The 23,708-nt window shown below is 31.4% G+C and carries 19 protein-coding genes; 16 read left to right on the top strand and 3 right to left on the bottom strand.

What is annotated here, in order from left to right; genetic code table 11:
* Nucleotides 1-193: 193 nt before the first annotated feature.
* On the bottom strand, nt 194-2,092 hold the full coding sequence (locus PXD04_RS15030) for a DHH family phosphoesterase (RefSeq protein ID WP_323735640.1): 1,899 nt from the start codon (nt 2,090-2,092) through the stop codon (nt 194-196).
* A 46-nt stretch (nt 2,093-2,138) separates the two neighbouring features.
* Nucleotides 2,139-2,633 (bottom strand): hypothetical protein, encoded by a 495-nt coding sequence (locus tag PXD04_RS15035; protein WP_323735641.1) that lies wholly within the window; start codon nt 2,631-2,633, stop codon nt 2,139-2,141.
* Nucleotides 2,634-3,696: 1,063 nt separating this feature from the next.
* Here PXD04_RS15035 and PXD04_RS15040 point away from each other — a divergent pair.
* The 12 genes from PXD04_RS15040 to PXD04_RS15095 all read left to right on the top strand — a co-directional run bounded on the left by PXD04_RS15040 (nt 3,697) and on the right by PXD04_RS15095 (nt 18,327).
* A complete protein-coding gene (locus PXD04_RS15040; protein ID WP_323735642.1) occupies nt 3,697-4,017 on the top strand; it encodes a hypothetical protein in 321 nt (106 codons plus the stop codon).
* Between the two features lie 356 nt (nt 4,018-4,373).
* On the top strand, nt 4,374-6,047 hold the full coding sequence (locus PXD04_RS15045; protein ID WP_323735643.1) for a glycosyltransferase family 2 protein: 1,674 nt from the start codon (nt 4,374-4,376) through the stop codon (nt 6,045-6,047).
* A gap of 18 nt (nt 6,048-6,065) precedes the next feature.
* On the top strand, nt 6,066-7,637 hold the full coding sequence (locus PXD04_RS15050) for a phosphorylcholine transferase LicD (RefSeq protein ID WP_323735644.1): 1,572 nt from the start codon (nt 6,066-6,068) through the stop codon (nt 7,635-7,637).
* Nucleotides 7,638-7,652: 15 nt separating this feature from the next.
* On the top strand, nt 7,653-8,528 hold the full coding sequence (locus PXD04_RS15055; protein ID WP_323735645.1) for a DUF6270 domain-containing protein: 876 nt from the start codon (nt 7,653-7,655) through the stop codon (nt 8,526-8,528).
* A gap of 21 nt (nt 8,529-8,549) precedes the next feature.
* On the top strand, nt 8,550-10,601 hold the full coding sequence (locus PXD04_RS15060) for a hypothetical protein (protein WP_323735646.1): 2,052 nt from the start codon (nt 8,550-8,552) through the stop codon (nt 10,599-10,601).
* Between the two features lie 47 nt (nt 10,602-10,648).
* Entirely contained in the window at nt 10,649-11,287 is a 639-nt protein-coding gene (locus tag PXD04_RS15065; RefSeq protein ID WP_323735647.1) for a hypothetical protein, read from the top strand.
* 233 nt (nt 11,288-11,520) lie between these two features.
* Nucleotides 11,521-13,296 carry a phosphorylcholine transferase LicD gene (locus PXD04_RS15070; RefSeq protein WP_323735648.1) on the top strand — a complete coding sequence of 592 codons (1,776 nt, stop codon included), beginning with the start codon at nt 11,521-11,523 and terminating at the stop codon, nt 13,294-13,296.
* Nucleotides 13,297-13,459: 163 nt separating this feature from the next.
* The gene (locus tag PXD04_RS15075; RefSeq protein WP_323735649.1) at nt 13,460-14,308 is read left to right on the top strand and encodes an SGNH/GDSL hydrolase N-terminal domain-containing protein; all 849 of its coding nucleotides are present in this window, start codon (nt 13,460-13,462) and stop codon (nt 14,306-14,308) included.
* Complete coding sequence (locus tag PXD04_RS15080; protein ID WP_323735650.1) at nt 14,296-15,354, top strand: SGNH/GDSL hydrolase family protein; 1,059 nt, start codon at nt 14,296-14,298, stop codon at nt 15,352-15,354. The genes PXD04_RS15075 and PXD04_RS15080 overlap by 13 nt, the downstream gene beginning before the upstream one ends.
* A 77-nt stretch (nt 15,355-15,431) precedes the next feature.
* Nucleotides 15,432-17,441: a tRNA guanosine(15) transglycosylase TgtA gene (tgtA, locus tag PXD04_RS15085; RefSeq protein WP_323735651.1), complete on the top strand. Its 2,010-nt coding sequence runs from the start codon at nt 15,432-15,434 to the stop codon at nt 17,439-17,441.
* Nucleotides 17,442-17,447: 6 nt separating this feature from the next.
* On the top strand, nt 17,448-17,912 hold the full coding sequence (gene pyrI, locus PXD04_RS15090) for an aspartate carbamoyltransferase regulatory subunit (protein WP_323735652.1): 465 nt from the start codon (nt 17,448-17,450) through the stop codon (nt 17,910-17,912).
* Between the two features lie 7 nt (nt 17,913-17,919).
* Nucleotides 17,920-18,327 carry a secondary thiamine-phosphate synthase enzyme YjbQ gene (locus tag PXD04_RS15095; protein WP_323735653.1) on the top strand — a complete coding sequence of 136 codons (408 nt, stop codon included), beginning with the start codon at nt 17,920-17,922 and terminating at the stop codon, nt 18,325-18,327.
* A 31-nt stretch (nt 18,328-18,358) separates the two neighbouring features.
* Here the strand turns inward: PXD04_RS15095 and PXD04_RS15100 are convergent, their stop codons facing one another.
* Nucleotides 18,359-18,976, bottom strand: a complete 618-nt coding sequence (locus tag PXD04_RS15100; protein WP_323735654.1) for a class I SAM-dependent methyltransferase — start codon at nt 18,974-18,976, stop codon at nt 18,359-18,361.
* Between the two features lie 226 nt (nt 18,977-19,202).
* Here PXD04_RS15100 and PXD04_RS15105 point away from each other — a divergent pair, with 226 nt between their 5' ends.
* From PXD04_RS15105 to PXD04_RS15120, 4 genes are all read left to right on the top strand, one after another.
* A complete protein-coding gene (locus PXD04_RS15105) occupies nt 19,203-20,801 on the top strand; it encodes an NTP transferase domain-containing protein (RefSeq protein ID WP_323735655.1) in 1,599 nt (532 codons plus the stop codon).
* Complete coding sequence (locus tag PXD04_RS15110) at nt 20,801-21,514, top strand: IspD/TarI family cytidylyltransferase (RefSeq protein ID WP_323735656.1); 714 nt, start codon at nt 20,801-20,803, stop codon at nt 21,512-21,514. The genes PXD04_RS15105 and PXD04_RS15110 overlap by 1 nt, the downstream gene beginning before the upstream one ends.
* A 205-nt stretch (nt 21,515-21,719) precedes the next feature.
* Nucleotides 21,720-22,646 carry a hypothetical protein gene (locus PXD04_RS15115; RefSeq protein ID WP_323735657.1) on the top strand — a complete coding sequence of 309 codons (927 nt, stop codon included), beginning with the start codon at nt 21,720-21,722 and terminating at the stop codon, nt 22,644-22,646.
* Nucleotides 22,634-23,695: an SGNH/GDSL hydrolase family protein gene (locus PXD04_RS15120; RefSeq protein WP_323735658.1), complete on the top strand. Its 1,062-nt coding sequence runs from the start codon at nt 22,634-22,636 to the stop codon at nt 23,693-23,695. Before PXD04_RS15115 ends, PXD04_RS15120 begins: the two co-directional genes overlap by 13 nt.
* The last annotated feature ends 13 nt before the right edge of the window (nt 23,696-23,708 follow it).

Below are 23,708 nucleotides of genomic sequence, written 5' to 3' on the forward strand. Positions count from 1 at the left end.
ATGGAATTGTTACTTAGTTTTCTTTATATTTTCAATTATTTTTTTTCTTAAAATAAGTTATTGATTTTTTTTTAAATGATTGATGTTGATAAAATAGTTCTACACTTGTTAAAGTCTGGTTTGAATATTTTTTTTTTAAAAATTTGATATGAGTATAATTCTAAAAAGAGAGGAAATTGTTTGAAGGGGGTTATTATTGTTTTTCTAGTTTTTTTACTTCTTCTATGAATAGTGTCAGTACTTCTTCTTGTAGTCCTTCTACGAATTTTAGTGATCCTGCTACTTCGTGTCCTCCTCCGTCTGCTCCTGCTTGGGGTATTTCTTCTTGTATTTTTGTTATTATGTTGTTGAGGTTGAATTCGTAGTCGTTTTTGATTGTTTCTGTTGCTCTTAGTACTGCGAAGTCTGGTCCGTTTGCTAGTGTCATTATTGGTTCTTCTTCGCTTTTTTCTTGTACTAGTTTGTCGTGTACGTATCCTGTTGTTTTTCCTGGTGCTGGGTATGTGAATTTGTGTGCGTATTTTTCTACGTCTAGTCTGTTTAGTTGTATTCCGTTGTCGAAGTATGTTGTTTCTACGTTTGGTAGTGCGGCTTTTAGTTGTGTTTCTACTCTTTTGTCTGATTCGCTCATTAGTACGTCGAGTAGTTCTTCTTGTCTTTCTTTGTCTTCTAGTCCTAGTATTGTGTTCATGACTCCTCTTCCGTTCATGAATCTTAGGAAGTATGCTTCGAAGTCTACGCATGTTGCTACTTTATCTAGGTCTTCTCTTGTGTATCCTTCTTCTTCTGCTATTTTTAGGTATTGGTCTACTTCACTGCATTCTGCATGGTCTCCTACTGCTGCTATTCCTGGGAAGTGTCTTATTGTTGGTCTTATGTCTGGGTTTATCATTCCTGCTAGTTCTACTGCTAGTGCTCCTGCGGTTAGTTGTGAGTCTCCTCCGACTAAGTATGGGTTTACATGTATGTCTACGTAGTTGTCAATTAGTGCTTTTCCGTTTTCTACTTCTCCTGGATAGTGGTGGTCTACTACTATGGATTCTATTCCATATACTTTTGAGTGTCTTAGTGCTGCTACGTCTTCTTCTGTTGATCCGTTGTCTAGTAGTACTAGTAGTGGTAGTTTTTGTCCATGTCTTTCAGCATCTTCTAGTGCATATGATAGGTCTTTCACTACGTCTTCTAGTTCGTAGAATGGTGCTTTACTTGGTGATCTTTTGAAGAAGTGCCATTCTGCGTCTGCGTCGTTGCTTTCTTCTCGTAGTAATGGTATTACTGCTTGTTCTACTGCTACTCCTGCGCATATTCCGTCTGCGTCTGCATGGTGTCTTACTAGTATTGATCTTCCGTCTAATACTGCTCTTCTTATTGCTTTTGCGGCTAATGCTAGTTTTGGTCTTAGTAGGTCTAGTATTTCACTTTCGACCATTACGCTTGTGTCTTCTGGTTCTGCTTTTTTGTCCATTGCTTCGAAGACTAGTTGTTTGAATTTTTCTTCTTCTTGTCCTTCTAGTTTTTCTATGTTTTCGGATTCTATTTGTATTTTTCCTCCGTGTAATGAGACTTCTCCCAGTATTTCTACTGTGTCTTCTACTTCTAGTTCTGGGTACATTCGTACTCCTGGTTCGTTGAATGCTGCTGCCCATGTGATGTCTGTTTCGTCTCGTACTGTGAATATTGTTGGTCCACTTGTTTGTTGTATTTGTATTATTTCTCCTTGTATTGCTACGTTTCGTCCTAGGTTGTCTTCGGATAGGTCGGCTATTCTTGTTCTTTTCACGTTTCTTTTGACTTTTATTTTTTCGTAGTTGTCACCGTATTTTGTTTTTGAGTATGTTAGGTCTACGTCCATTTTTCCTTTGTGTGGTTTGATTTCGCTTATTTTGACTACTATTTTGTTTCCTACTTTTTCTTTTGGGTTTCGTGTTCTTAGTAGTCCATATACGCTTTTACTTAGGCTGACGAAGAATCCGTATTTTTCTACTCTGGTGATTACTCCTTCATAGTCACTTCCTATTTCTAGGTCTTCTATTTGACATGATGGATTTAATACATACACGATTGGTTGTGATGTATTGATTTCTTTTGCCATTGTATTATGTCTCCTTTATCTTCCATTGGAAGATTTCTTTTTCCATTCATTTTGTAAATTTGTCTGGATATTGTTCTTCTAATAGTTTACGTTTATCTGAATATTCTGTGGCATTTACCATGTTTTTATGGGAGTTTGTAAAGTATTGTGTTGCTTGTGATGGACTGTTGTTAACTGTCGTCAGTCCGTTGTAGAGGTCTAGTGTTGCATTTATTTTGTATTCTATTTCTGTAAGTGTGAGGTTGAAGTATTGTATTTGTATGCTTTGGTTGTTTCGTGTTGCTTTTTTTAGTGCATTTTGTGCTCTGGTTTGTGCTTGCACATATTCTGTGTATGATGTGTTTATGTGTTCTGTTGCTTGTGAATAATTTTTTGAGTTAAGGTATGTTACAGCGTTGTTGTATTCTGTGTTTGCTGTTTGTAAATGGGTATTAATACTTGGAACTTCAGCATCTGCCTTGTTCATATCGACTATTATGACAAAGCCTATGATTAGTAGTATTAAAAAGATTAATATTCCAATTATTAATTTTTTATTCATATAAAGTATTCCATTATAATTTTTATATACATTATTTATGTATGTCTTTTTTAGTTTAAATATTTGAAGTTTTTATACATTACTTTTTATCTTTCTTTTCATCTTTAAATAAAATAAATTTGGTTTCTCAGCGTTTTGAAATAATAAAACATTCTGTATGTCAGTAATCAATTTTATTAATAAGTACTAACATTATTTATTATATTAAAATATTTTTATTTTTTTGAAACTTATTAAATTAATGAATTGAAAAAATATGCTAGGCAAATTTTAAGTAAATAAGTTTAGGGATAATGATAATTAAAATTTAATTATTGAAATTTAAATTGAGTTTAAATAGATATTGTTTTCTTTTAATAAGATTAATAAAAAGATATTGTAAATGTATGTTTTAATTCATAAAATACTGAAAATAGATCCATAATAATTTTAGGTGATGGAATGGTAATAAAAATTGGTGTAATGGGTTGTTGTGTCTGATGATATTTTTAGTTCACTTCATAATTAGAAATATTGGGAAGATTTTGAAATATTATTTATTATTGCAAGAACATCTTTAATTAGTTTATCACAAAAACCAATTGATGTAAATCGTGAAGATTTGATTATTTCTAAAGAAACAGAATATAGTGAACATAATATTAATTGTATGTATGGTGATATAACTCAAAAATTTATGATCTCCTGAATAAGGATATACAATATATGGTTATGGACTTTTTTTAGATGCATTTTTTTGAGGTATTAATTACTGAAAAAGGTATTATAAGAAATAATTATTGGCATTTACAATGTACTAATTTTTATAATAATCTTCATGAAAAAAGGGTTGTAACACCATCCGATAACATAGCAGAGTATATGAGTTTATTAAAAAGTTTTCTCCATTTTTTTTTAATTATATGAAAGAAAATTATCCAGAAACTAAGATTATTTTAGTCAGTGTTCGTCTTATGGAGTATCGAACTTTGGATGATGGTTCTGTTGAGGGTTTTGTGAATAGAGATAATCCTATCAATAAGTCTTTGGATATTTTAGAGGATTATGTTGTGGAAATTTTGATGTGAGTTTTGTTGATTTTGAAGAGACCAGTCTTGATAAAAATCATATTTGGTGTCCAGGTAAAGTTCATTATTCAAAAGAATATTACCAATATTCTTATAGGAAAATATTAAATATTGTTAAATATGATGAAATTAACAAAAAAATTAATCAATTAAACCTCATAGATAATGATTTAAATAAGGAAGACTTGATTCATGAAATATCTTTAATAGAAGATTCAAATTCAGTTAATGGAAGTGTTCAAAAAAGATATAAGAGTATAATAGATACTTTAAAAAATGAAAATATTAAACTTAAATTAAAAAAAAGATTCCATTAGTTCTGAAAATAACAATCTGAAAATGCAATTGTATCAAAAAGAAAAATTAATTTAAGAAATTAGTTATGATAAAAAAGAAATATCGCTTGAATTTGATTAAATTAAAAAGGAAAATGTCAAATTAAAGAATGAAAATAAGTTAATGGCTAATTCAATAAGTTGGACTATCACTAAACCTTTAAGATTACTTTCAAACATTTAAAAAATTATTGCATAAATAATCATAATAATTAAATTTAGAAATTCTTTTTTATTTATAAACTATGCGATTAATTATATAACCAATTTTAATAATTAGTAAAAACATATATATAACCAATATTTTTTTAACACAAACTTGTGTATTATGTGATTTTATGGTTTATGAAGAATTTGAAACAGAAAAACAGAAAACGCATGACAAGGTTAAAATACGACAATTAATTAACTTTGATAAGAATAATGAAGATATAAAAGTATCTGTAGTTATACCTATTTTTAATGTAGAAACATACTTACCCCAATGTTTAGATAGTGTTATCAGCCAATCATTAAAAGAAATTGAAATAATATGTGTTAATGATGGATCAACAGATAACTCCTTAAATATATTATTAGATTATGCAGCACGTGATGACAGAGTAAAAATAATTGATAAGGATAATGCAGGTTATGGACATACAATGAACATCGGTATGGACATGGCAAGTGGAGAATACATAGTTATCGTAGAAAGTGATGACTGGATACTACAAGATATGTTCAAAACATTATACAAAACAGCAACTGAAAACAAATTAGATTTTGTAAAAAGTGATTTTTACCGTTTCTTTGGAGAAGGACAAAATATCATTAAAAAACTTTTTAAATTAGATCCAAACGAAGAATTGTATGATAAAATTATTTCGACAAGCAAATCACATGATGCTTATACCATGCAAATGAACACATGGACCGGATTATATAACACTAATTTTCTTAGAAAAAATTGTATAAGACACTCCGAAACCCCTGGAGCATCATACCAAGACAATGGGTTCTGGTTTAAAACATTTTATTATGGACAAAGAGTAATGTTCATTCCAGAAGCATTCTATATGTACCGACGTGACAACCCAAATTCTTCAGTAAAAAATAAAGAAAAAGTATATGCGATGGATACAGAATACGAACTTATATACAAGTTTCTGGAAGATAAGGGTAATTCTTCAGAATTTATGGATGCATTCACTTATGCTAAATACCATAACTTCCACTTCACAATGGATAGAATAGACATCCAGTTCAAAAAAGAATTTCTTGAAAATACAGCTAATAATTTCAGGGAAATGATACAAAACAACGAATTTGATCCATCACTCTTAGCTGAAAATGACCAATACATATTAAATTGGATAATAAACGACACTGAGAACTATTATAAATACAATTACACAATAAACGAAGAAAACTATGATTACCTAAGTAAATATGTGGAATGTAGAATAGATATAAAAAATTATGGTACAATAGGAAACGATGTATTACTCCTAAAAAATAATGAAATTTTAACTAAAATAACACAACCTGGCTGGTTTAATGATAAAAAAGGAAGAGGAACTGTAATTCAAAGTATCACAGGTAGTCTTGATTTAACATTTAAATGTATCAAACAAGGAATATTGGAATTTAACTTCAGAAGCATAGATTATAGGGATAACTTAGGAAACACTATGCCATTATTAATAGATTATACTGAGATAATAATTGATGATGAAACAATAATTTCGGGCAGTATGGTAGCATGGCATGACAGTCCTTATACATATTCAAAAAAAGTTGAAGATGGTCAAAAAGTACATTTACATGTTACATGGAAACCAATAAACAGGGATAGTAACTCATTATATGATAATAAGCAAATCAGTTTAGGAACTGTAGATGTAATTAATCTCATAAATGAAATTAATTATTTACAATATGAAAATTTAAAATTAAAAAAATTTAAGAAAGATCTTCTTAACTCAAAATCATGGAAGCTAACAGAACCATTAAGAAGTACAAAAAACTAATATTTGGAGGAAAATCTTTTGTCAATACAGGAAAATGGCACTGCCAAAAAGATGATTGCCGAGTTTGAAAGACAATTTAATGAGATTATTAATGATTATCGTCAAAATAAAATTTCAACAACACATTGTATACATTCATTAAATTGGTTAAGAACATCATGGGGCGTATTACGTGTAGATATAAAAAACTCTGGAAAACATAATAAATTAGCATCATTCAGTTATACTGAAGGAACTGAGGTGCAATTTCCAGGATGGTTTAATGATGAACAGGGACAAGGAGCTTTAATCAGATTAACAGAATTAGACAACAAAATACAATTTCATTGTGTAAATGAAGGTAATGTTAAATTCAGTTTTAGAGGAGGAGACTATAAAAATAATAAAAATGAAAGACAACCAATACTATTCAATTACACAAAAATAACAATTAACAATAATAACATACTAAAAGATAACAAAATTGCATGGCACGACAAACCTATAATGTATAATATGAAATGCAAAGATGATGAAAAAATAAATCTAGAAATTAATTGGGAGAATATATACAATTATTTTCCAGCATTAAAAGCGCACTTGCTAAACATTAACAACAAAAACCTAGATACTACTATAAATGATGTTTTGAATTATTTTGATAATCAAAAACAGTTAAATGAGATAAAATCATTAGAAACAACTGTACAATTATTAAATAAGCGTAATGAAGAATTATTCCTAAAATTAGCTGAACAACAAAATGAAACGAACCAAATAATAGATTCATATAACTTTTTATTTAATACATTATTTAAGTATAATAAAATTGAACCTAAAAAACTAGTTAAACAATCAAGAGAGTTGAACATGCAACTATTAGATTTTATTGAAAATGTATGTAAAAAATATAACCTGCAATGGTGGCTTTATGGTGGAACATTACTCGGTGCTATAAGACACAAAGGATTCATACCATGGGATGATGACTGTGATATTAAAATGATGCGCGAAGACTATGAAAAATTCCTTCAGATAATTGGACATGAAATAGAAGAACACAACCTCACAGGAGTCATGGAAGCAAACACAACGACAAAAACCATCGACGATGTCTTCCTTCCATTTATAAAACTGAACTACTGGGTTGACAAACATCTCTACGCATTCATCGACATATTCCCAACAGAATACTTGAAAACAGAAGTACATGACCTGAAAACAGTATTCAGAGTAGAAACCAATAGGATGGTCGGAAGACTCCGAGCAGGAGAGGATAGAAAAACAGTAATAAACGAAGCATCAGAAAGACTGGGCGTTTCAAAAACAAAAACAAACAGGATAATCTGTGGAATTGAAGATTCAATACTCGCCGTACATGATTATGACACAGTATTTCCATTAACAAAAATCCAGTTTGAAAACAGAGAATACCCATGCCCGAATCATTACATCAGATACATTTCAGAATTATACGGTGACGACTACCTGCAGATACCAAAAGTAATCTATGCACACGGATTCTATGATTACCTTTCACGCCATAACAACGTATATGACAGAATGGATGAACATATAAGGAAACTTGACGAAATAAACAGAAACTTCTAACGTGGGATATATAATATGAACCGGAAAATAAACATAGCAGTATACGGATCATGCATAACAAAAGACCCGTTTACAACAGTATTCAACAGCGATTATAAGCAGCGTTATAACTGTCTGATAAATGATCAGAAACATTCCTTAATCTCCACAATGCAGAAAAAGGAGAATGTTGATGAATCACTTCTCCAGATTCTCCCTGACAATCCGGATAACCGCTTTCTTACACGGTGTATAAAGGAAGACTTGGAAAAAACATTCATAACACTTCTCAATGAATACGATATTGATTACCTTGTTTTCGACATTTATTTTGATGTGGAACGTGGAATAATAAAATATAATGACAACAAAATACTGACCAGAATAACAGGATTTGAACAGACAGACTACTATAAAACACTAAAAAACATCGAAACATTATCCATGACTGAAAACCCTGTTAAATATTTTGAATTATGGAAAGAATACTGTAAAAAATTCTTCGAATACCTGCGGGAGCATTCACCAAAAACAAAAATCATCCTAGCCGAGGTTAGGTCATTAAACACGGTAAGAAGAGCTGATGGATCAACATACACGGAACCTAATTACAATATAAAAACCAAGATAAACAACCGCTACTACAAACAGCTTGAAGACTACATAAAAGCAAATTATGATGTAAAAACAATAAAATTCGACAAGGACATCATCCTTGAAGGAAACCATAAATGGGGAAAATACCATGTACACTACACTGATGAATACTATACAAACTTCCTCAAAAAGGTAGATGACATAATAGAACAGGACAGACTCGAAGAGGAAGTGCAAAAATTAAGAAAAGAAAACAAAGAATTAAAACAGCAGATTAAAGAATTAGAGAAACAATCAAACAACCACACCCTATAGAAGAGTAAAAGTGATTTTTTTATGCAAGATGATGAATTTTTTATAATAGAATCGGATAGACTAGATGAAATAAAAAACAGGCTCTACGGTTACATAATAACTGAAAACACTATACACACGGGAGAAATCCCCGAAAACAGATTAACCGGTAACGGTGCATACGTAAATATTGTATGTGATGACAACACTATAACAATTACACAGGACAACATGGGAAGCTACGGATTATACATATACAGGGAAAATGACAGATATGCAATATCCAACTCATTTGCACGGTTAATTAATCATGTTAAGGAAAAACACACCTTAACACTAAACACGGAATATCTGGCAAACTTCCTGACAACAAAACAGCATTGCTCTTTTGATGAAATGGCAGTAAATGAAATAACACTCATACCAAAGGACACCCTCATCAGAATCAACAAGAATAACAGAGAAATAGCATACCATATTGAATATACTAAAAAGACACTTGACATACACTCTCCGGAACTGGTACAGTGCATAGACCAGTGGTATGATCGGTGGATAAACATTATACGAAACATAATAAAAGAGGACAGCACCATCACAGTAAACATTGATGAAACACTCTCATCACGCATAATACTGTCATTAATAAGAAATTCAAACATAAACTCAGAAAACATAAAAATAACAGCAGATAATAATGAATCTCTGATAATAAGGGAATTATCTGAAATAACAGGTTATAAAATTCAGAATATACATAAAGAAAGTATAAAAAACATCCCACTGAGCATAGAAAAATCATACAACACAAAACTAGGAACAAACAACAGGATAAACTTACACAACCCATCACAAAAAACACAGTACCATATAAACAGCACAAACCCATACGGCAAAAGTTGTGAAACAGTAGAAGAAGAGATTGAAGCATACACTGATGAAGCACAGTACTATTCAAAGCATTTGGCTGGGACAATACAGAAATTTGTTATGAGAAACATGCACAAACTCCAGAAACACTTAAAAGAATACAATATATATTCACAAGAATTCAGGCAGTCACTATATGAACACACAATACTGAGAAACACTTTAAAAGACAATGTTGAGGGATACCTGTCAAACATAATTACATTAAATCCACTTCTTGATACGGATTTGGAGAAAATCAGTGCGGATAAACAGGAATTATATACCCTGATCCTGCAGAGATACAGTCCTGAACTGTTAAATATAACCTGCAGTGATATAAAAATAAATAATGAAATAATCAGAAAAGTAGGAAACATCAGTGACAGTGTACCACTAAAAAGACAGGAATGCCCTATTATCCGATCTTCACAGATATTTGCGCAGGAAAAAGATGACACGAACGAAGATAATGAATATGATAATCTCATAAGAAAAATATTCTTCTCAAACACATTCAAACACACGTTTCTCAAACACTACTCAAATCATCTGTACAATCAGATAATAAAAAAATACACGGAATTCAACAGATACGATACAATCGAATTGAATCCTTCAATAGCAGTAATGAAAATAATTGAAGATGTGGAATACAGTCAGAAAAACAGTATAAAAACAGAATTTGGATGGCTTGAAAAATTCATCACACATAAAACACCTGAAGAGGTACCTGTACAAAGAAATTACTTACTCAACAAGTACAATACTGTAAGAATAGATATGAAAAATGAGGGATCACAGTCCAACCAGATAAAGATATATGATAACAGTGACGAATCATCCAAACTTTCAGTACCTAACTGGTTTACCAATGAAAAAGGAGTTGGTGTATGTCTTTCAAGTGACAAATCCGAAATATCCTTCAAAATAAAATGTATCAGTGAAGGAAAACTGAAAATAGACCTCAGAACACTGGACATAAGAGACAGAAACAACAAACGTTTCCCGATATATATAGACTACCTCAGCTTCAAAGTAGACGGACAGGAAATACTGAAGGAAAACAGATTAATATGGCACGATAAACCGATACACTACTCAAAAAAAGTATATAACAAGGAAATAATAAGTATATCCATTAAATGGAGACCATTCAGCAAGATAAGTAAATATGAATTATAAAAATTATTATCGGTAATACGGGATAAAACGGAGAGAGGAGTGATATATTGAATAGACGGTCACATGAAAACAGGAAAATTATGCTGACAGAATTTGAAAAACAGTTAGATTACCTGTTCAAACAACATGATAATAAAAATCTGAACGATGAAGAATGTTTAACACATATAAACAAACTGTATAAAGCATGGGGATTAAAAAGGCTTGACTTTAAAAATAACGGAACATCACAGGAAAATTCAATAAAATATCTGGAATACGAAAGATTTGCATTGACATCCTTTCCGAAATGGTTCGTTGATGAACGGGGTAAGGGGTCAATAATAACCTACAGACAGGCCAGCACATCCTTACTTATAAAATGTGTCCATGATGGAATCCTTGAAATAATATGCAGGGGAATAGATTTCAACAATTATGACCAGAAGAGAGTACCAGTATACACAAATTACACAAAAATAACACTGAATGACGAAGTACTTCTTGAAGAAAACAGGCTCACATGGCATAATAGTCCCCTAAAATTCAACACAAAATGTTTTGATGCGCAGATAATGTACCTGCAGGTAGAATCAGGAACAATATTTGATTACTACCCTGAATTAAACGTTTACATGCAGGAATTTAAAAACAACCTCCAAAAAACATACAAAAAGTTAAAAAAATTCATCAAAAACAACAGATAAAAACTTCATATAGACTCAACCAAAGTATAACTTTCATATATTATCTCCCCTTTCTTTTGCTGGCCGATGCTGCAATATTTCATAACTTATAAAATTAATACTTTGCCTGTTTTAAACAATTAATGACAGCTTAATCTCTTTTTAAAACATTTAAAAGAATAAATTCATTAATTATTTATACTATTTCCTATAAAAATATAATTCAGATATAACAATAAAATACGGAAGGTGTTATGTTGTCAGAAGAATTAGAAAATATCAGATTAACAATGCTGAACACATTCAAAAATCAGGTAAACACCCTGTTTGACTTATACATAAAAAATATTATAAACTTCAGCACACTCCAATCCAGACTCAAAATATTACTCATAGCATGGGGACAGAACAGACTGGACATAAAAAACTACGGAACAGAAACAAACAAAATAGAATTCCTCGAATACAACCAGGGTATCAGAATCAAACAGGCACCCTGGATGAAAAACAATGAAGGGGAAGGATACACCATATCAAGCAACCACGGAACAGATAATTATCTGATTAAGTGCATAAACAGTGGAAAACTGAAACTCATGTTTAGGGCAATGGATTACAGGGACATAAACAACAAAAGAATTCCCATATACGTGGACTACATAAAAATACAGATAAACGGGGAAGACCAGCTGAACACACATAAACTCTCATGGCACAACGAACCGGTCAATATAGTCAAGGAATGCGACAACGAACAGAAATTTCATATAATACTGCAGTTCCGCACAATATTTGACTATTACCCTAAACTCAAAAGCATATTCGACAACATAAAAGTAAAAAACACACTTGAAGAACATGAATTCATCAACAAATTCCTTGACTGCGAAATAATGCTCCTCAAATACAACAACCAGAAAGACTCCTCAATGGAACTTTTCAATTACATGAACGAAAACAGGGAACTCTTTGATGACAACCAAGAAATACTCGAATCATACGAAGTATTTTCAAACTTCCTCAACAACTACGAAAAATACCAGAAAATGTATAACCAGACAGAATACTTGACACAAAAAATAGAATACCTTGAAATGACAATAAACAGATACGAAAGACAACTGGATGCAATATCATCATCAAACAACGACCTTTTCAACACAATATTCCTCGACTACCAGCTGACACCGAACAGATTATACGCCAACATAAAAGAACTCTGCACACAGCTGTTGAAATTCATGGACAACATATGTCGCAAACATGATATAAACTGGTGGATAGACTTCGGAAACCTACTCGGAGCAGTACGGCACGAAAACTTCATACCATGGGATGATGATCTGGACATAGGAATGATGAGACAGGACTACCATCACCTCATAAGTGTAATGTATGATGAAATAAACGAACATGGCCTGGATGACTGTATAAACGTTTACTACAGATACCGAAAACTGAATGCAAAACAGCTCAACTCATTCGCACAACTGTTTGTAATGGATAGGGAACGTGCTGGCGGAAACGTAATGGCAGGACTCGATGTCTTCCCATATGACTACATGAAAGAACAGGACACACAGAACATCGGAACAAGATACAACACAGCACAGAGAAACTTCTACAGCAACCTGACACGCGGAGATGATAGGTCAACAGTATACATGGGACTGGACTATGATAAAGTAATAGGAACATACTATGAGGAACTGGGATTATCATATGAAAAACAGCCGTATATCATACCTGGAGTAGAAGGAGCATATGGATACAAACAGAACCTCTATGAATTCAAAATATTTGAAACAGACAAAATATTCCCGTTAAGTGAGGTTCAATTTGGAAAATACAGATTCCCTGCACCAAATGATGTGGATTACTATCTTACAAATACTTATGGGGAATACATGACCATACCGAAAACAATCAGATGTCACGGAAGGGTATCAAACTTCAGAAAAATACCTGAAATAAACGAAACATTTGAAATGTACGTGGACAGATTCCGGGAAGTAAACAGTAACTTCTGACAAACTGAACTCCCATATCTTATTCAGACAGACATATTGTAAATACCCGAGTAAACTTTTAACAATCATATTAAAATAAAAGTTAACACAAAACTTTAACCAGAGGTGTATAATTATTATATTAGATTTATTAGATGGAAAAAATCCGGGATCCGAAGATTCAATGGCATATAAATTCGAGACCAACGCCACGGAATTTGACATTATCTTCAAAATAACAGATATCAAGAAAAGATTTTTTCCACATGTGGGTATAACAGCACGTGAAGGTATATCAGTAATGTACAGGTTAACAGGAACACAAAACTGGTGTAATATTGATTTTTTCTTCAAAAAACCAAGGGAAACAATAGACATGTCCTGCTATGTGGATGAAGGCGAAAACTATGAAATACTGATTTATGTACCGATTATTGCTAGAATCAGCCAGCTGGAAATAGAAGTACCTGAAGGTTCACATATAAGCAAAATAACAACACCCCCAAACAAGACAATGGTGGTTGTGGGGGGACCAACAAGTTACGGCATAGGATGTACAAGTGTTAAAAACATGTTCTCCAATATACTGGAAAGAAAATATGATGCAGAGGTAAGCCACGTAACATACAATGAAAAAAACTACCTTGAATCAGTACTTGACTACTATAATAATGATTATCCTCTTATAGCAGATGTCGGAATAATCGAACTTGACCAGTTCAGACAGAACGAATCAGCAGTAGAGGAAATACTTCCCCAGCTGATATCAATAATGAAACAGAGATGCAAATACCTGATAGGATGGTATGCAATACCCGAGTCAAAGGTATTCAAGAAAATCATAGCAAACAACACAATAAAGGATTATGTCTACAACAATGAAATCCAGATTATAGACTTGTCATACATATATGATGAGGAACACAGGGACATGTGTGCATACAATGATTATTTCATTAATGACACTGGAAACATAATAATATACAAGCAGCTGGACAAAACATTAAGGAGATTACCTCAATGGAATATTTAAAATCAGTAAAAGATCCGTTAAAAAAGATTAATGACAAAAATTTCAAATATCTGAATCTCTTTAAATACCCGCCACTGGTATTCGGAACAAACAGATCCGATAAGGTAGATTTCTGCAAATACCCTAAAGAAGTACGGACTGAGATAATGAAATTACATCCGAAAACAAAGTACCTGATGGAGTACCATAAGGCATCAACATGTGGGTGCCGTATTAGATTCAAGACAACATCAAGAAAACTGATATTCAGAATAAAACTCAGAAGAGGATACAACTATAAGAACATGGTAATGTGGAACTCATCAGCATTAAGCATATACACAGTTGACAAAAAAGGAAAATATCACTATAAAACATTACTGACACCAAGTGCTGGAAAAAACTGCTTTGCAGAGGCAATAAGATTACCAGCGGACAGTTCGGTATGCATATTCCTGCCAAGCTATGATACAATAGAGGAAATGTATATAGGTTTTGAAGAAAAGGCACGCATATTCCGGTTCAACTATCCTAAAGACAACAGATTACCTGTAATATTCTATGGGGGCAGTGCGGCACAGGGAGCATCAGCAACAAAAAGTTCAAACAGTTATCCCAATATTGTCAGCAGAAAATTAAACCGGGACATAATAAACTACTCAATTACAAGATGTTGCAAGGCAACACCATCCATGGCAAAGATTATAGGTCAGACAGACTGTGACAGCATAGTAATCGATTACTCTAGGGATGCAAAAGATAAGAAGGAACTCATGGAAAGACATGAAAAATTCTATAAACAGATACGGCAGGCACACCCTGACAGGAAGATAATACTCCTCACAACAGCTTCATTCAACGGAAGCAAAAAATATGAAGGATATGATGAAATCATACAGAAAACATACGAAAACGCATTGTCACGGGGAGAAAAAACACACCTAATAAACCAGAGAGAACTGTTTAAAAAAGAAGATTATGACATAATATCATTCAACAACGGATATTATACAGACTATGCAATGTTTAAACTTGCAGATAAGATTTGTGAAATAATAAATTCATAAATCAACACTATTTTTCAGATAATTTAATTAATAAATTATTTTAATAAGAATAAAAATTTTACAGGAATGATGATAACTTGGATTTTGAAATAAGATATAAAGATGCAATGGCAAGAATAGGAACATTCGAAACACCACACGGTACTGTAACAACACCAAATCTCATGCCCGTGGTTCATCCAGGAAAACAAACTCTTGATGTAAAACAATTCGGTGCAGAAATAGTAATAACAAACTCATATATAATATACAAAAATGAACACCTAAAAGAAAAAGCACTAAAAGATGGAGTACATTCTCTAATAGACTTTCCAGGAACAATAGAAACAGATTCAGGTTCATTCCAACTATCAGTATATGGTGACATAGACATAAACAATGAAGAAGTAATAAAATTCCAAGAAGCAATAGGAACAGATATAGGGACAAGCCTAGACATACCAACAGCACCATATGTTAAACGAGAAGAAGCAGAAGAAGACCTTAAAATCACAATAGAAAGAGCAGAAGAAGCATCAAAGGTACGGAAAAAATTACTATTAAACAGTGTAGTACAAGGATCAACATACCCTGACCTAAGAGAATACTGTGCAAAAGAAATATCAAAATACGATGCAGACATATATCCAATAGGAGCAGTAGTACCATTAATGGAAATGTACCGATATGCAGACTTAGTGGATGCAGTAATGTACTCTATGAGAGGACTACCAGAAAACAAGCCAAGACACCTGATGGGAGCAGGACATCCAATGGTATTTGCCCTAGCAGTAGCAATGGGATGTGACCTATTTGACAGTGCAGCATACATACTATACGCAAACAAAGACAGGTTCATGATGCCCGATGGAACATTAAAACTTGAAAACCTCATAGAAATGCCATGCAGTTGCAGAGTATGCACAGAACACACACCAGACCAACTAAGACAAATGCCACAAGAACAAAGAGCAAAACTCATAGCAGAACACAACCTCCACATAAGCTTTGCAGAAATAAGAAGAATCAGACAAGCAATTGTTGACGGCGAACTGATGAAACTAGTAGAAACAAGGTGCAGGTCCCATCCATTCCTATTAGACGGACTAAGAAGACTACAAGAATATACAGATGATATGGAAAAACTAAACCCAAGCAGCAAAAAATCAGCATTCTTCTACACAGGATACGAATCACTATCAAGATCAGAAGTGCAAAGACACAAAGAAAAACTAGAAAATATAACCCCAAAAAACAAAAACCTCATCATACTACCAAGCACAAGCAAACCCTACTCAAAACATGCAAACAAGGAATACATCAAAAAATACACACCAAAAATACCAACATTCTACTCAAAAACAACAAACACAGACTACACAGAAAGTGACATAGTTATAGCTGATATACCATTCGGAATAATACCATTAGGACTTGATGAATTCTATCCATTAGCACAAAACGAATCACCAACAAATACTGATGAAAACTCAAAAAAATACATACAACAAGCCATCAATGAATACTCCCAAAAATATGAAAACATTCTCATACACAGAAAAGTAGTAGGAAAATATGACCTGACAGATTATAAATTAATCGAAGAAGAACTAAAACTGCCAGAAGCAAAAGTAACAGACTTTGACAGACTTAAAACAATCGCAGATTATCAATTTGGAAAAGGATCAGGAGATGCATTATTCGGGGACAATCCAGAAAAAATTAAAATAGAAAAAAGTAAAAAAACAGGTAAAATCAGGCATGTATACCAAGATGATGATATAATAGTGAATATGAGAGCAAATGATGGTTTCCTAATATTATCAGATCTTGGAGCAATCAGATTACATAAACATTTACCAAGTCCAAACTTAAGGGTAGTGGTATCAGAGGACTCTGAACCATATGCACTTAAAGGAAAATCAGTATTCAATAAATTCGTCATAGATTGTGATGAAAAAATAAGAAGAAATGATGAAGTACTAATAGTAAATAAGGATGATAAACTATTAGCATGTGGAAAATCATTATTATCCAGTTATGAGATAAAAGACTTTAACACAGGTCAAGCAATAAAAACAAGAAAAATAAAAAAATTAACAGGGTAGATTATAATGTCAGAAAAGAAAGAATTAAAAGTAAAATCAATCAAAAATGGAACAGTAATTGATCATATAAAACAGAACCGAGCATCAAACATACTAAGTATGCTTAACTTACCCGATGATGAAACACCAGTTATGGTAGCAATAAATGTTGAATCATCAAATATGGGGAAAAAAGACATCATAAAAATTGAGGGCAGAGAACTCTCCGAAGAAGAAGTGGATAAACTAGTACTATTAGCACCAAAAGCATCAATAAACATCATAAGGAACTATGAAATAGTAAACAAGTTTAATCTACATTTATCCGATGAAATTGTAGATGTCGTCAAATGCTCAAACCCTAATTGTATTAGTAATTCAAATGAACCAATACAAGACAAGTTCTATGTACAATCAAAGGAACCTGTTATACTAAGATGTCATTATTGTGAAAGAACAATGGACTATGAAGACATAGAATCACAATTCTAGGTGCAACATGAATATTATCAAAGAAGAAATAGTTATCAACACAAAAAAAGAAGTTGAATTAATTAACATAACATCAAAAATAAATGAAATAATATCTGAAAAAGATATACAAGATGGATTAGTAAATATTTCAACAAAACACACAACAAGTGCTATAATAATTAATGAAGATGAATCAGGACTTAAAAAAGACATAATTAACTTGTATGAACAGATAATACCATTTGATGATTATTTTCATGATAAAATTGATAATAATGCAAAAAGTCATCTAAAAGCATCCTTATCAACACCTAATCAAACATTACCCATAATCAATGGAAAAATAAGTCTAGGAGTATGGCAAAGTATTTTCTTTGTTGAATTTGATGGGCCAAGAAAAAGAAGAAAAATACTTATCACGATTATTGATTAAAATAGAAATAGTTAAGGAATAAAAAGTTTAATTATTCCTTTTTAGCAACTATTCTTATTAATGTTGGGTCATCATCCTTATAAACAGATAGTCCATTACTTTCTAAAGCATAAACTATTGTTAATCCATGTTTTTTAAGCTTCTTTTTAGTATCTTCAAAATTAAGATATCTTCTATAATGTGTAGTAACATTTTCATTTTCACTAAGTTTTTCACCTTTTTTAAACATTGGATCATTAATACTTCTAACTTCTAATAAAAACAATCCCTTCTTATTTAATTGACTTTCAATCCAATCAAAAACTTTCGCTTCACGTTCCTCTGTAATTGAATGTAAAGTAAATCTTGAATAAACATAATCATAATTATTATCTTTTTTAAGGTTTGTAAAATCTCTAGTTTTAAATACTAAATTATCTGACCCATATTTCTGGTTAAGATAATTAATTTCGTCATCAATTTGATCAATAGCAGTAACATTAATATTTTTTTCTGCAAAAAATACACTATCCCTTCCATTTCCACAACCTAACTCAATTAAACTTTTACCTTCTTTTAAAAAACCAATACTAAATTGAGCAAATGTTGATGCTTCTACAGGATTTGGATTATTTTTATAATATTCTTTCCAAAATGATTTAGTTTCCATAATATTAATATTTTTCAAGTACTTAATTATATATTTTTCCATGAATATTTGTTTTAACAACTATTTAAAAAATTAGGGGTAAGTAATTTAATAATCACACTTTTTCTATATTATTTTTATAATATTCTAATAAACTATTTTTATTAATTCTAATAAAATATTATTATAATAGATTATTATGGTAATTGTTTTAATCATAAAAAATAATATTTTATAGGGAGATATCATGGAAAAAAATGCTATAATTATGGCTGCAGGTAAATCAGATAAATTTGCACCATTTAGTTACGAAAAACCAAAAGGACTGTTCATAGTTCGTGAAGAAATACTAATTGAAAGACAAATAGAACAACTACTGGAAGCAGGAGTTAATGAGATAATAGTAGTGATGGGATATATGAAAGAAAAGTTCTTCTACTTAGAACAGAAATATCCACAAGTAAAACTAATAGTAAACAACACTTATGGAAAGTATGGAAATATTTACTCATTATATGTTGCACGTGAATATCTTAAAAACACTTATATATGTTATGCAGATCATTACTTTTTAAAAAATCCATTTTTAGAAGAAAATCCTGACAATAAATCATACAGGTCCTGTGCTTTTTACAAAGGAAAATTCAAACAATTTTCCATATACTATTCTGATGCAGATATTATCACAGGTTGCTATCTTGGTGGTCATGATACAATGGCAATGGTAGGACCCGCATATGTAAATGAAAAATTTTCAAAATTATTTAGACAGTATTTGGAAGAGGAGATAAATAATTTTGGAATAGCAAATATGTATTGGGAAGAATACTATTCTACCCATATTAAGGACTTGACATTATATATGAAAAAGTTTAATGTAGATGAACTTGTAGAATTCGATGATATTGATGATCTTAGACAATTTGATTCAGACTTTCTGTTAAATGTGGATTCAGAGATTATTGGAAATATTTGTAACACACTTGAATGTCATCCAAATGATATAAAAGATATTGAAGTTATACAAGCTGGTTTAACAAATGTATCATTCAAATTTTCTATCAAAGGACATGAATATGTATATAGACATCCTGGAGGAACAGCAGATAATCTGATTGATAGAAGAACAGAGTATTATACTCAGTACAAGGCAAAAGAGTATGGTCTTGATAAATCATTAATATATATGGATAGAAGTGGATGGAAAATTTCTCATTTTATACAGAATATAGTACCATGTGACATATTGTCAAACAAAAAACAATTACAACAGGTTATGGATGCACTTCATAAAACACATGAAATGCCATTATCTGAGGAAGCAAAGATATTTGATAATGTAGCAGAATCTAAAAGACTAATAACACAAGCATGTAAAACAAAAGGAAATTTATTCAAAGAATTTGAGGAATTATTTGCAAAAATTGACATGGTTGATAACTTTGTTAAACAAGAACGAGAAAAATATGGCATAGATTTAGTTGTAAGTCATCATGATGTTTACGAACCAAATTTTATCTCAACAAAAGAAGGAGATTTCTATCTTATTGACTGGGAATATGCTGGAATAAACGATCCGATAAATGATGTGTGCAGTATATTCACACGTTATGACTACTCTGATGAAACACGATTATACTTACTTGAAGCATATTATGGAAGAAAATTAACAAAACTAGAATATAGACATGCATTAGGTCAATCCATATTAAACGCATTATATTGGATTAGCTGGGGATTATTCAAGGGAAGTGTAGGTGAAGAAGATGGATTTTTCTTCTTAACCTCATATAGGTATATAGTTAACAATATTGATGAAGTAATAGCAAGTTACGAGGAGATTTAATGAATATTCCAATAATTTTAGCAGGGGGAGTAGGTTCAAGGGTAGGAGCAGATAGGCCAAAACAATTCATAGAAATACAAGGAAAGCCTGTTCTAGTATATACTATTGAAGCATTTCAAAATCATCCTGAAATAGATGCTATAGAAGTAGTATGTATCGAAAGCCATATTGAATACCTTAAAGAATTAGTGGAAAAATATGAACTTACTAAGGTAAAATGGATTACAAAAGGTGGAGAAGACTTTCAACACTCAGTAATGAACGGAATTAATAATCTTAGGGATAAAATTGATGATGATGATATTGTAATGGTTCATTATGGTGCATCTCCCTTTGTAACAAGTGATGTGATAAGTGATGCAATAAGAGTATGTGAAGAAAAAGGAAATTCATCACCAGCTATGTCATCAGTATTACTGCTTGGAAGTAATGATGGAGAAAAATCCACACAGTGGATTGACCGAGATAAAGTTGTAATATTCAATTCCCCTCAATGTTTCAAGTATTCCTATGTAAAAAGTTTATATGAAGAAGCAATAGAAACAGGGGCAATAGATAAGGTTGAACCACATACCACTACTTTGATGTTCTATTTGGGTCATGAGATATACTTATCAAAATCCAATCAATTAAATATTAAAATTACAACAAAAGAAGATTTAGATTTATTTGATGCTTACGTTATGATGAAAAATTCATGTAAAAACTCATAATTTCTTTTTTTTAAAACAATTATCAAAATATATTAATAAAATAAGATAAATTACGATTAATCTTATCGTATGGTTAAATTAATCTTTAATGAATGAAAAAAAAATTAAATATTTGAATAAAAAAATATTAATTATAATCTATAATAATCATAAAAATAGTTTACTCCATTTAAGATAATGATAAATACATTGGACCAAGATAAAAATGTTACTTGATTTACTAAAAAATAAAAATTCAGAAAAAAATCATGAATATGATCAATCCATCTACAAAATCAAACTAAATTCCCCTGAATTCAGGATATCCTATGAAATAACAAAAATACAAAAAGGATACTATCCCCAAGTAGGAATAACAGCTAGACAAGGGATATTAATATTATACAAGTATCCTGATAATAACACATGGCATAACCTGGACAGTTACAGCAGAAGAAAGAACATAAACATCAATATGAAAACATATAACATTGACAAACATGTAAAAGACAATGAAACCTATGAACTAATGATAATAAGTCCAATACTCAGTCAACTAAAAACATTAACAATAGAAGTACCCGAGGACAAAACAGTTCAACTAGACACAACTATATCAGATAAAAAAATAGTAGTAGCTGGTGGAATACACTCCTATGGGATAGGATGCACAACAGTAGGACTAAAATTCTCAAACATTTTGTCACGAAACATGAATTTATCCATAATGGACTTAACATATAACAATAGGACAAGCTACCTTGAAAACATAAACAATTACTATGAAGAAAATCCATTAGCCTCAGATGCAAATGTTGGAATACTGGAATTAGACTATGCCTTACAAGACGATGAAATAGTAAATGAATACCTTAAAAATGTAGTAAATCATATGTTGAGACAATGTGACCATTTAATATGCTGGTACTGCCTACCAAAACAGAAATTATACAAACGAGCATTAATATTCGACAATTTAATGGAAGAGATTACAGAAAAGAAAATAACAATTCTTGACCTTTCATACATATATGATGAAGACCACGAAGACATGTGCACTGCCAGTATGAACTTTATTAATGATGCAGCAAACGTATTAATATACAAAAAGCTTAAAGAGACAATAATGGAGGTAACAAAATGGAATATCTGAAATCCATTAACAATAAATTAAATAAAATATCAGAAAACAACATAGAATATTTTGATTTATTTGACCGACCAGACCTTGTCTATGGAAACATTAACGCATTCCAGGAAAGAGTAAACTTCTGTAAAATACCAATTGAATCACAGGAAGAAATAAGAAACAATTGGAAAACATGTACTCATTCACTTGATTTGTTTAAAAATGCTAGTTGTGGAAACGTTATAAGATTACATACCAACTCAAAAAAACTAATACTCAAAGCCAATATCCAGAGAGATGAAAGTTTTGAAAAAGCATTAAACTGGAATTCCATGGGATTTGACATATACAATATAGAAAATGACGGAAAATACAAGCATAACAATATATTTGCACCAATGGATGGTCATAATATATTTGCCAACACAATAAGAGTACCTGAACATGGAAACATATGTATATACCTACCAAACTTCACAGAAATAAAAGAAATGCAGATAGGTGTTCTTAAAGGAAAAACAGTGGAAGCATACAAGTACCCAGAAAACAAGTTACCTATAATCTTTTATGGAAACTCAGTAACACAGGGAGCAGCAGCATCACGAAGTGGAAACACTTTTCCTAACATTATAAGCAGAAAACTGAACAATGAAATAATAAATTTATCTAGTTCCTCCTGTTGTAAGGGAATAAAAAGTATGGCTGATATGATAGGTAGAATCAACTGTCAATGCATAGTAATAGACTATACTAGAAGTGCAACAAGTGCAAAAATGCTTCAAGATACACACGAAACTTTTTATAAAACTATACGAAAATATCATCCAGACAAGAAAATAATTCTTTTAACCACAGAAGGATTTAATGACTGGAGATTATCTAACTCATTTGATAAAATAGTATCAAGAACATACAAAAATGCTAAATTAAATGGTGAAAATACTGAGATAATAAACCAAAGAAAATTATTCTCCGAAGAAGAATATAGTTATGTGGGTATAGATTCAGCACACTATACAGATTATGGTATGTACAAAATAGCAGATGCAATATGTGATAAAATAGTAGAATAAAACATTTGTTGAA

The organism is Methanosphaera sp. ISO3-F5, assembly GCF_034480035.2.
Lineage (GTDB): Archaea > Methanobacteriota > Methanobacteria > Methanobacteriales > Methanobacteriaceae > Methanosphaera.

Bases quoted from the DNA above. Each gene is read 5' to 3' on its own strand.
- PXD04_RS15035 (WP_323735641.1), bottom strand. From the start codon at position 2,633: ATGAATAAAAAATTAATAATTGGAATATTAATCTTTTTAATACTACTA.
- pyrI (WP_323735652.1), top strand. From the start codon at position 17,448: ATGTCAGAAAAGAAAGAATTAAAAGTAAAATCAATCAAAAATGGAACA.
- PXD04_RS15110 (WP_323735656.1), top strand. From the start codon at position 20,801: ATGAATATTCCAATAATTTTAGCAGGGGGAGTAGGTTCAAGGGTAGGA.
- PXD04_RS15070 (WP_323735648.1), top strand. From the start codon at position 11,521: ATGTTGTCAGAAGAATTAGAAAATATCAGATTAACAATGCTGAACACA.
- PXD04_RS15030 (WP_323735640.1), bottom strand. From the start codon at position 2,092: ATGGCAAAAGAAATCAATACATCACAACCAATCGTGTATGTATTAAAT.
- PXD04_RS15100 (WP_323735654.1), bottom strand. From the start codon at position 18,976: ATGGAAACTAAATCATTTTGGAAAGAATATTATAAAAATAATCCAAAT.
- PXD04_RS15120 (WP_323735658.1), top strand. From the start codon at position 22,634: ATGGAATATCTGAAATCCATTAACAATAAATTAAATAAAATATCAGAA.
- PXD04_RS15075 (WP_323735649.1), top strand. From the start codon at position 13,460: ATGGCATATAAATTCGAGACCAACGCCACGGAATTTGACATTATCTTC.
- PXD04_RS15060 (WP_323735646.1), top strand. From the start codon at position 8,550: ATGCAAGATGATGAATTTTTTATAATAGAATCGGATAGACTAGATGAA.
- PXD04_RS15045 (WP_323735643.1), top strand. From the start codon at position 4,374: ATGGTTTATGAAGAATTTGAAACAGAAAAACAGAAAACGCATGACAAG.
- PXD04_RS15055 (WP_323735645.1), top strand. From the start codon at position 7,653: ATGAACCGGAAAATAAACATAGCAGTATACGGATCATGCATAACAAAA.
- PXD04_RS15115 (WP_323735657.1), top strand. From the start codon at position 21,720: ATGTTACTTGATTTACTAAAAAATAAAAATTCAGAAAAAAATCATGAA.
- PXD04_RS15095 (WP_323735653.1), top strand. From the start codon at position 17,920: ATGAATATTATCAAAGAAGAAATAGTTATCAACACAAAAAAAGAAGTT.
- PXD04_RS15105 (WP_323735655.1), top strand. From the start codon at position 19,203: ATGGAAAAAAATGCTATAATTATGGCTGCAGGTAAATCAGATAAATTT.
- PXD04_RS15080 (WP_323735650.1), top strand. From the start codon at position 14,296: ATGGAATATTTAAAATCAGTAAAAGATCCGTTAAAAAAGATTAATGAC.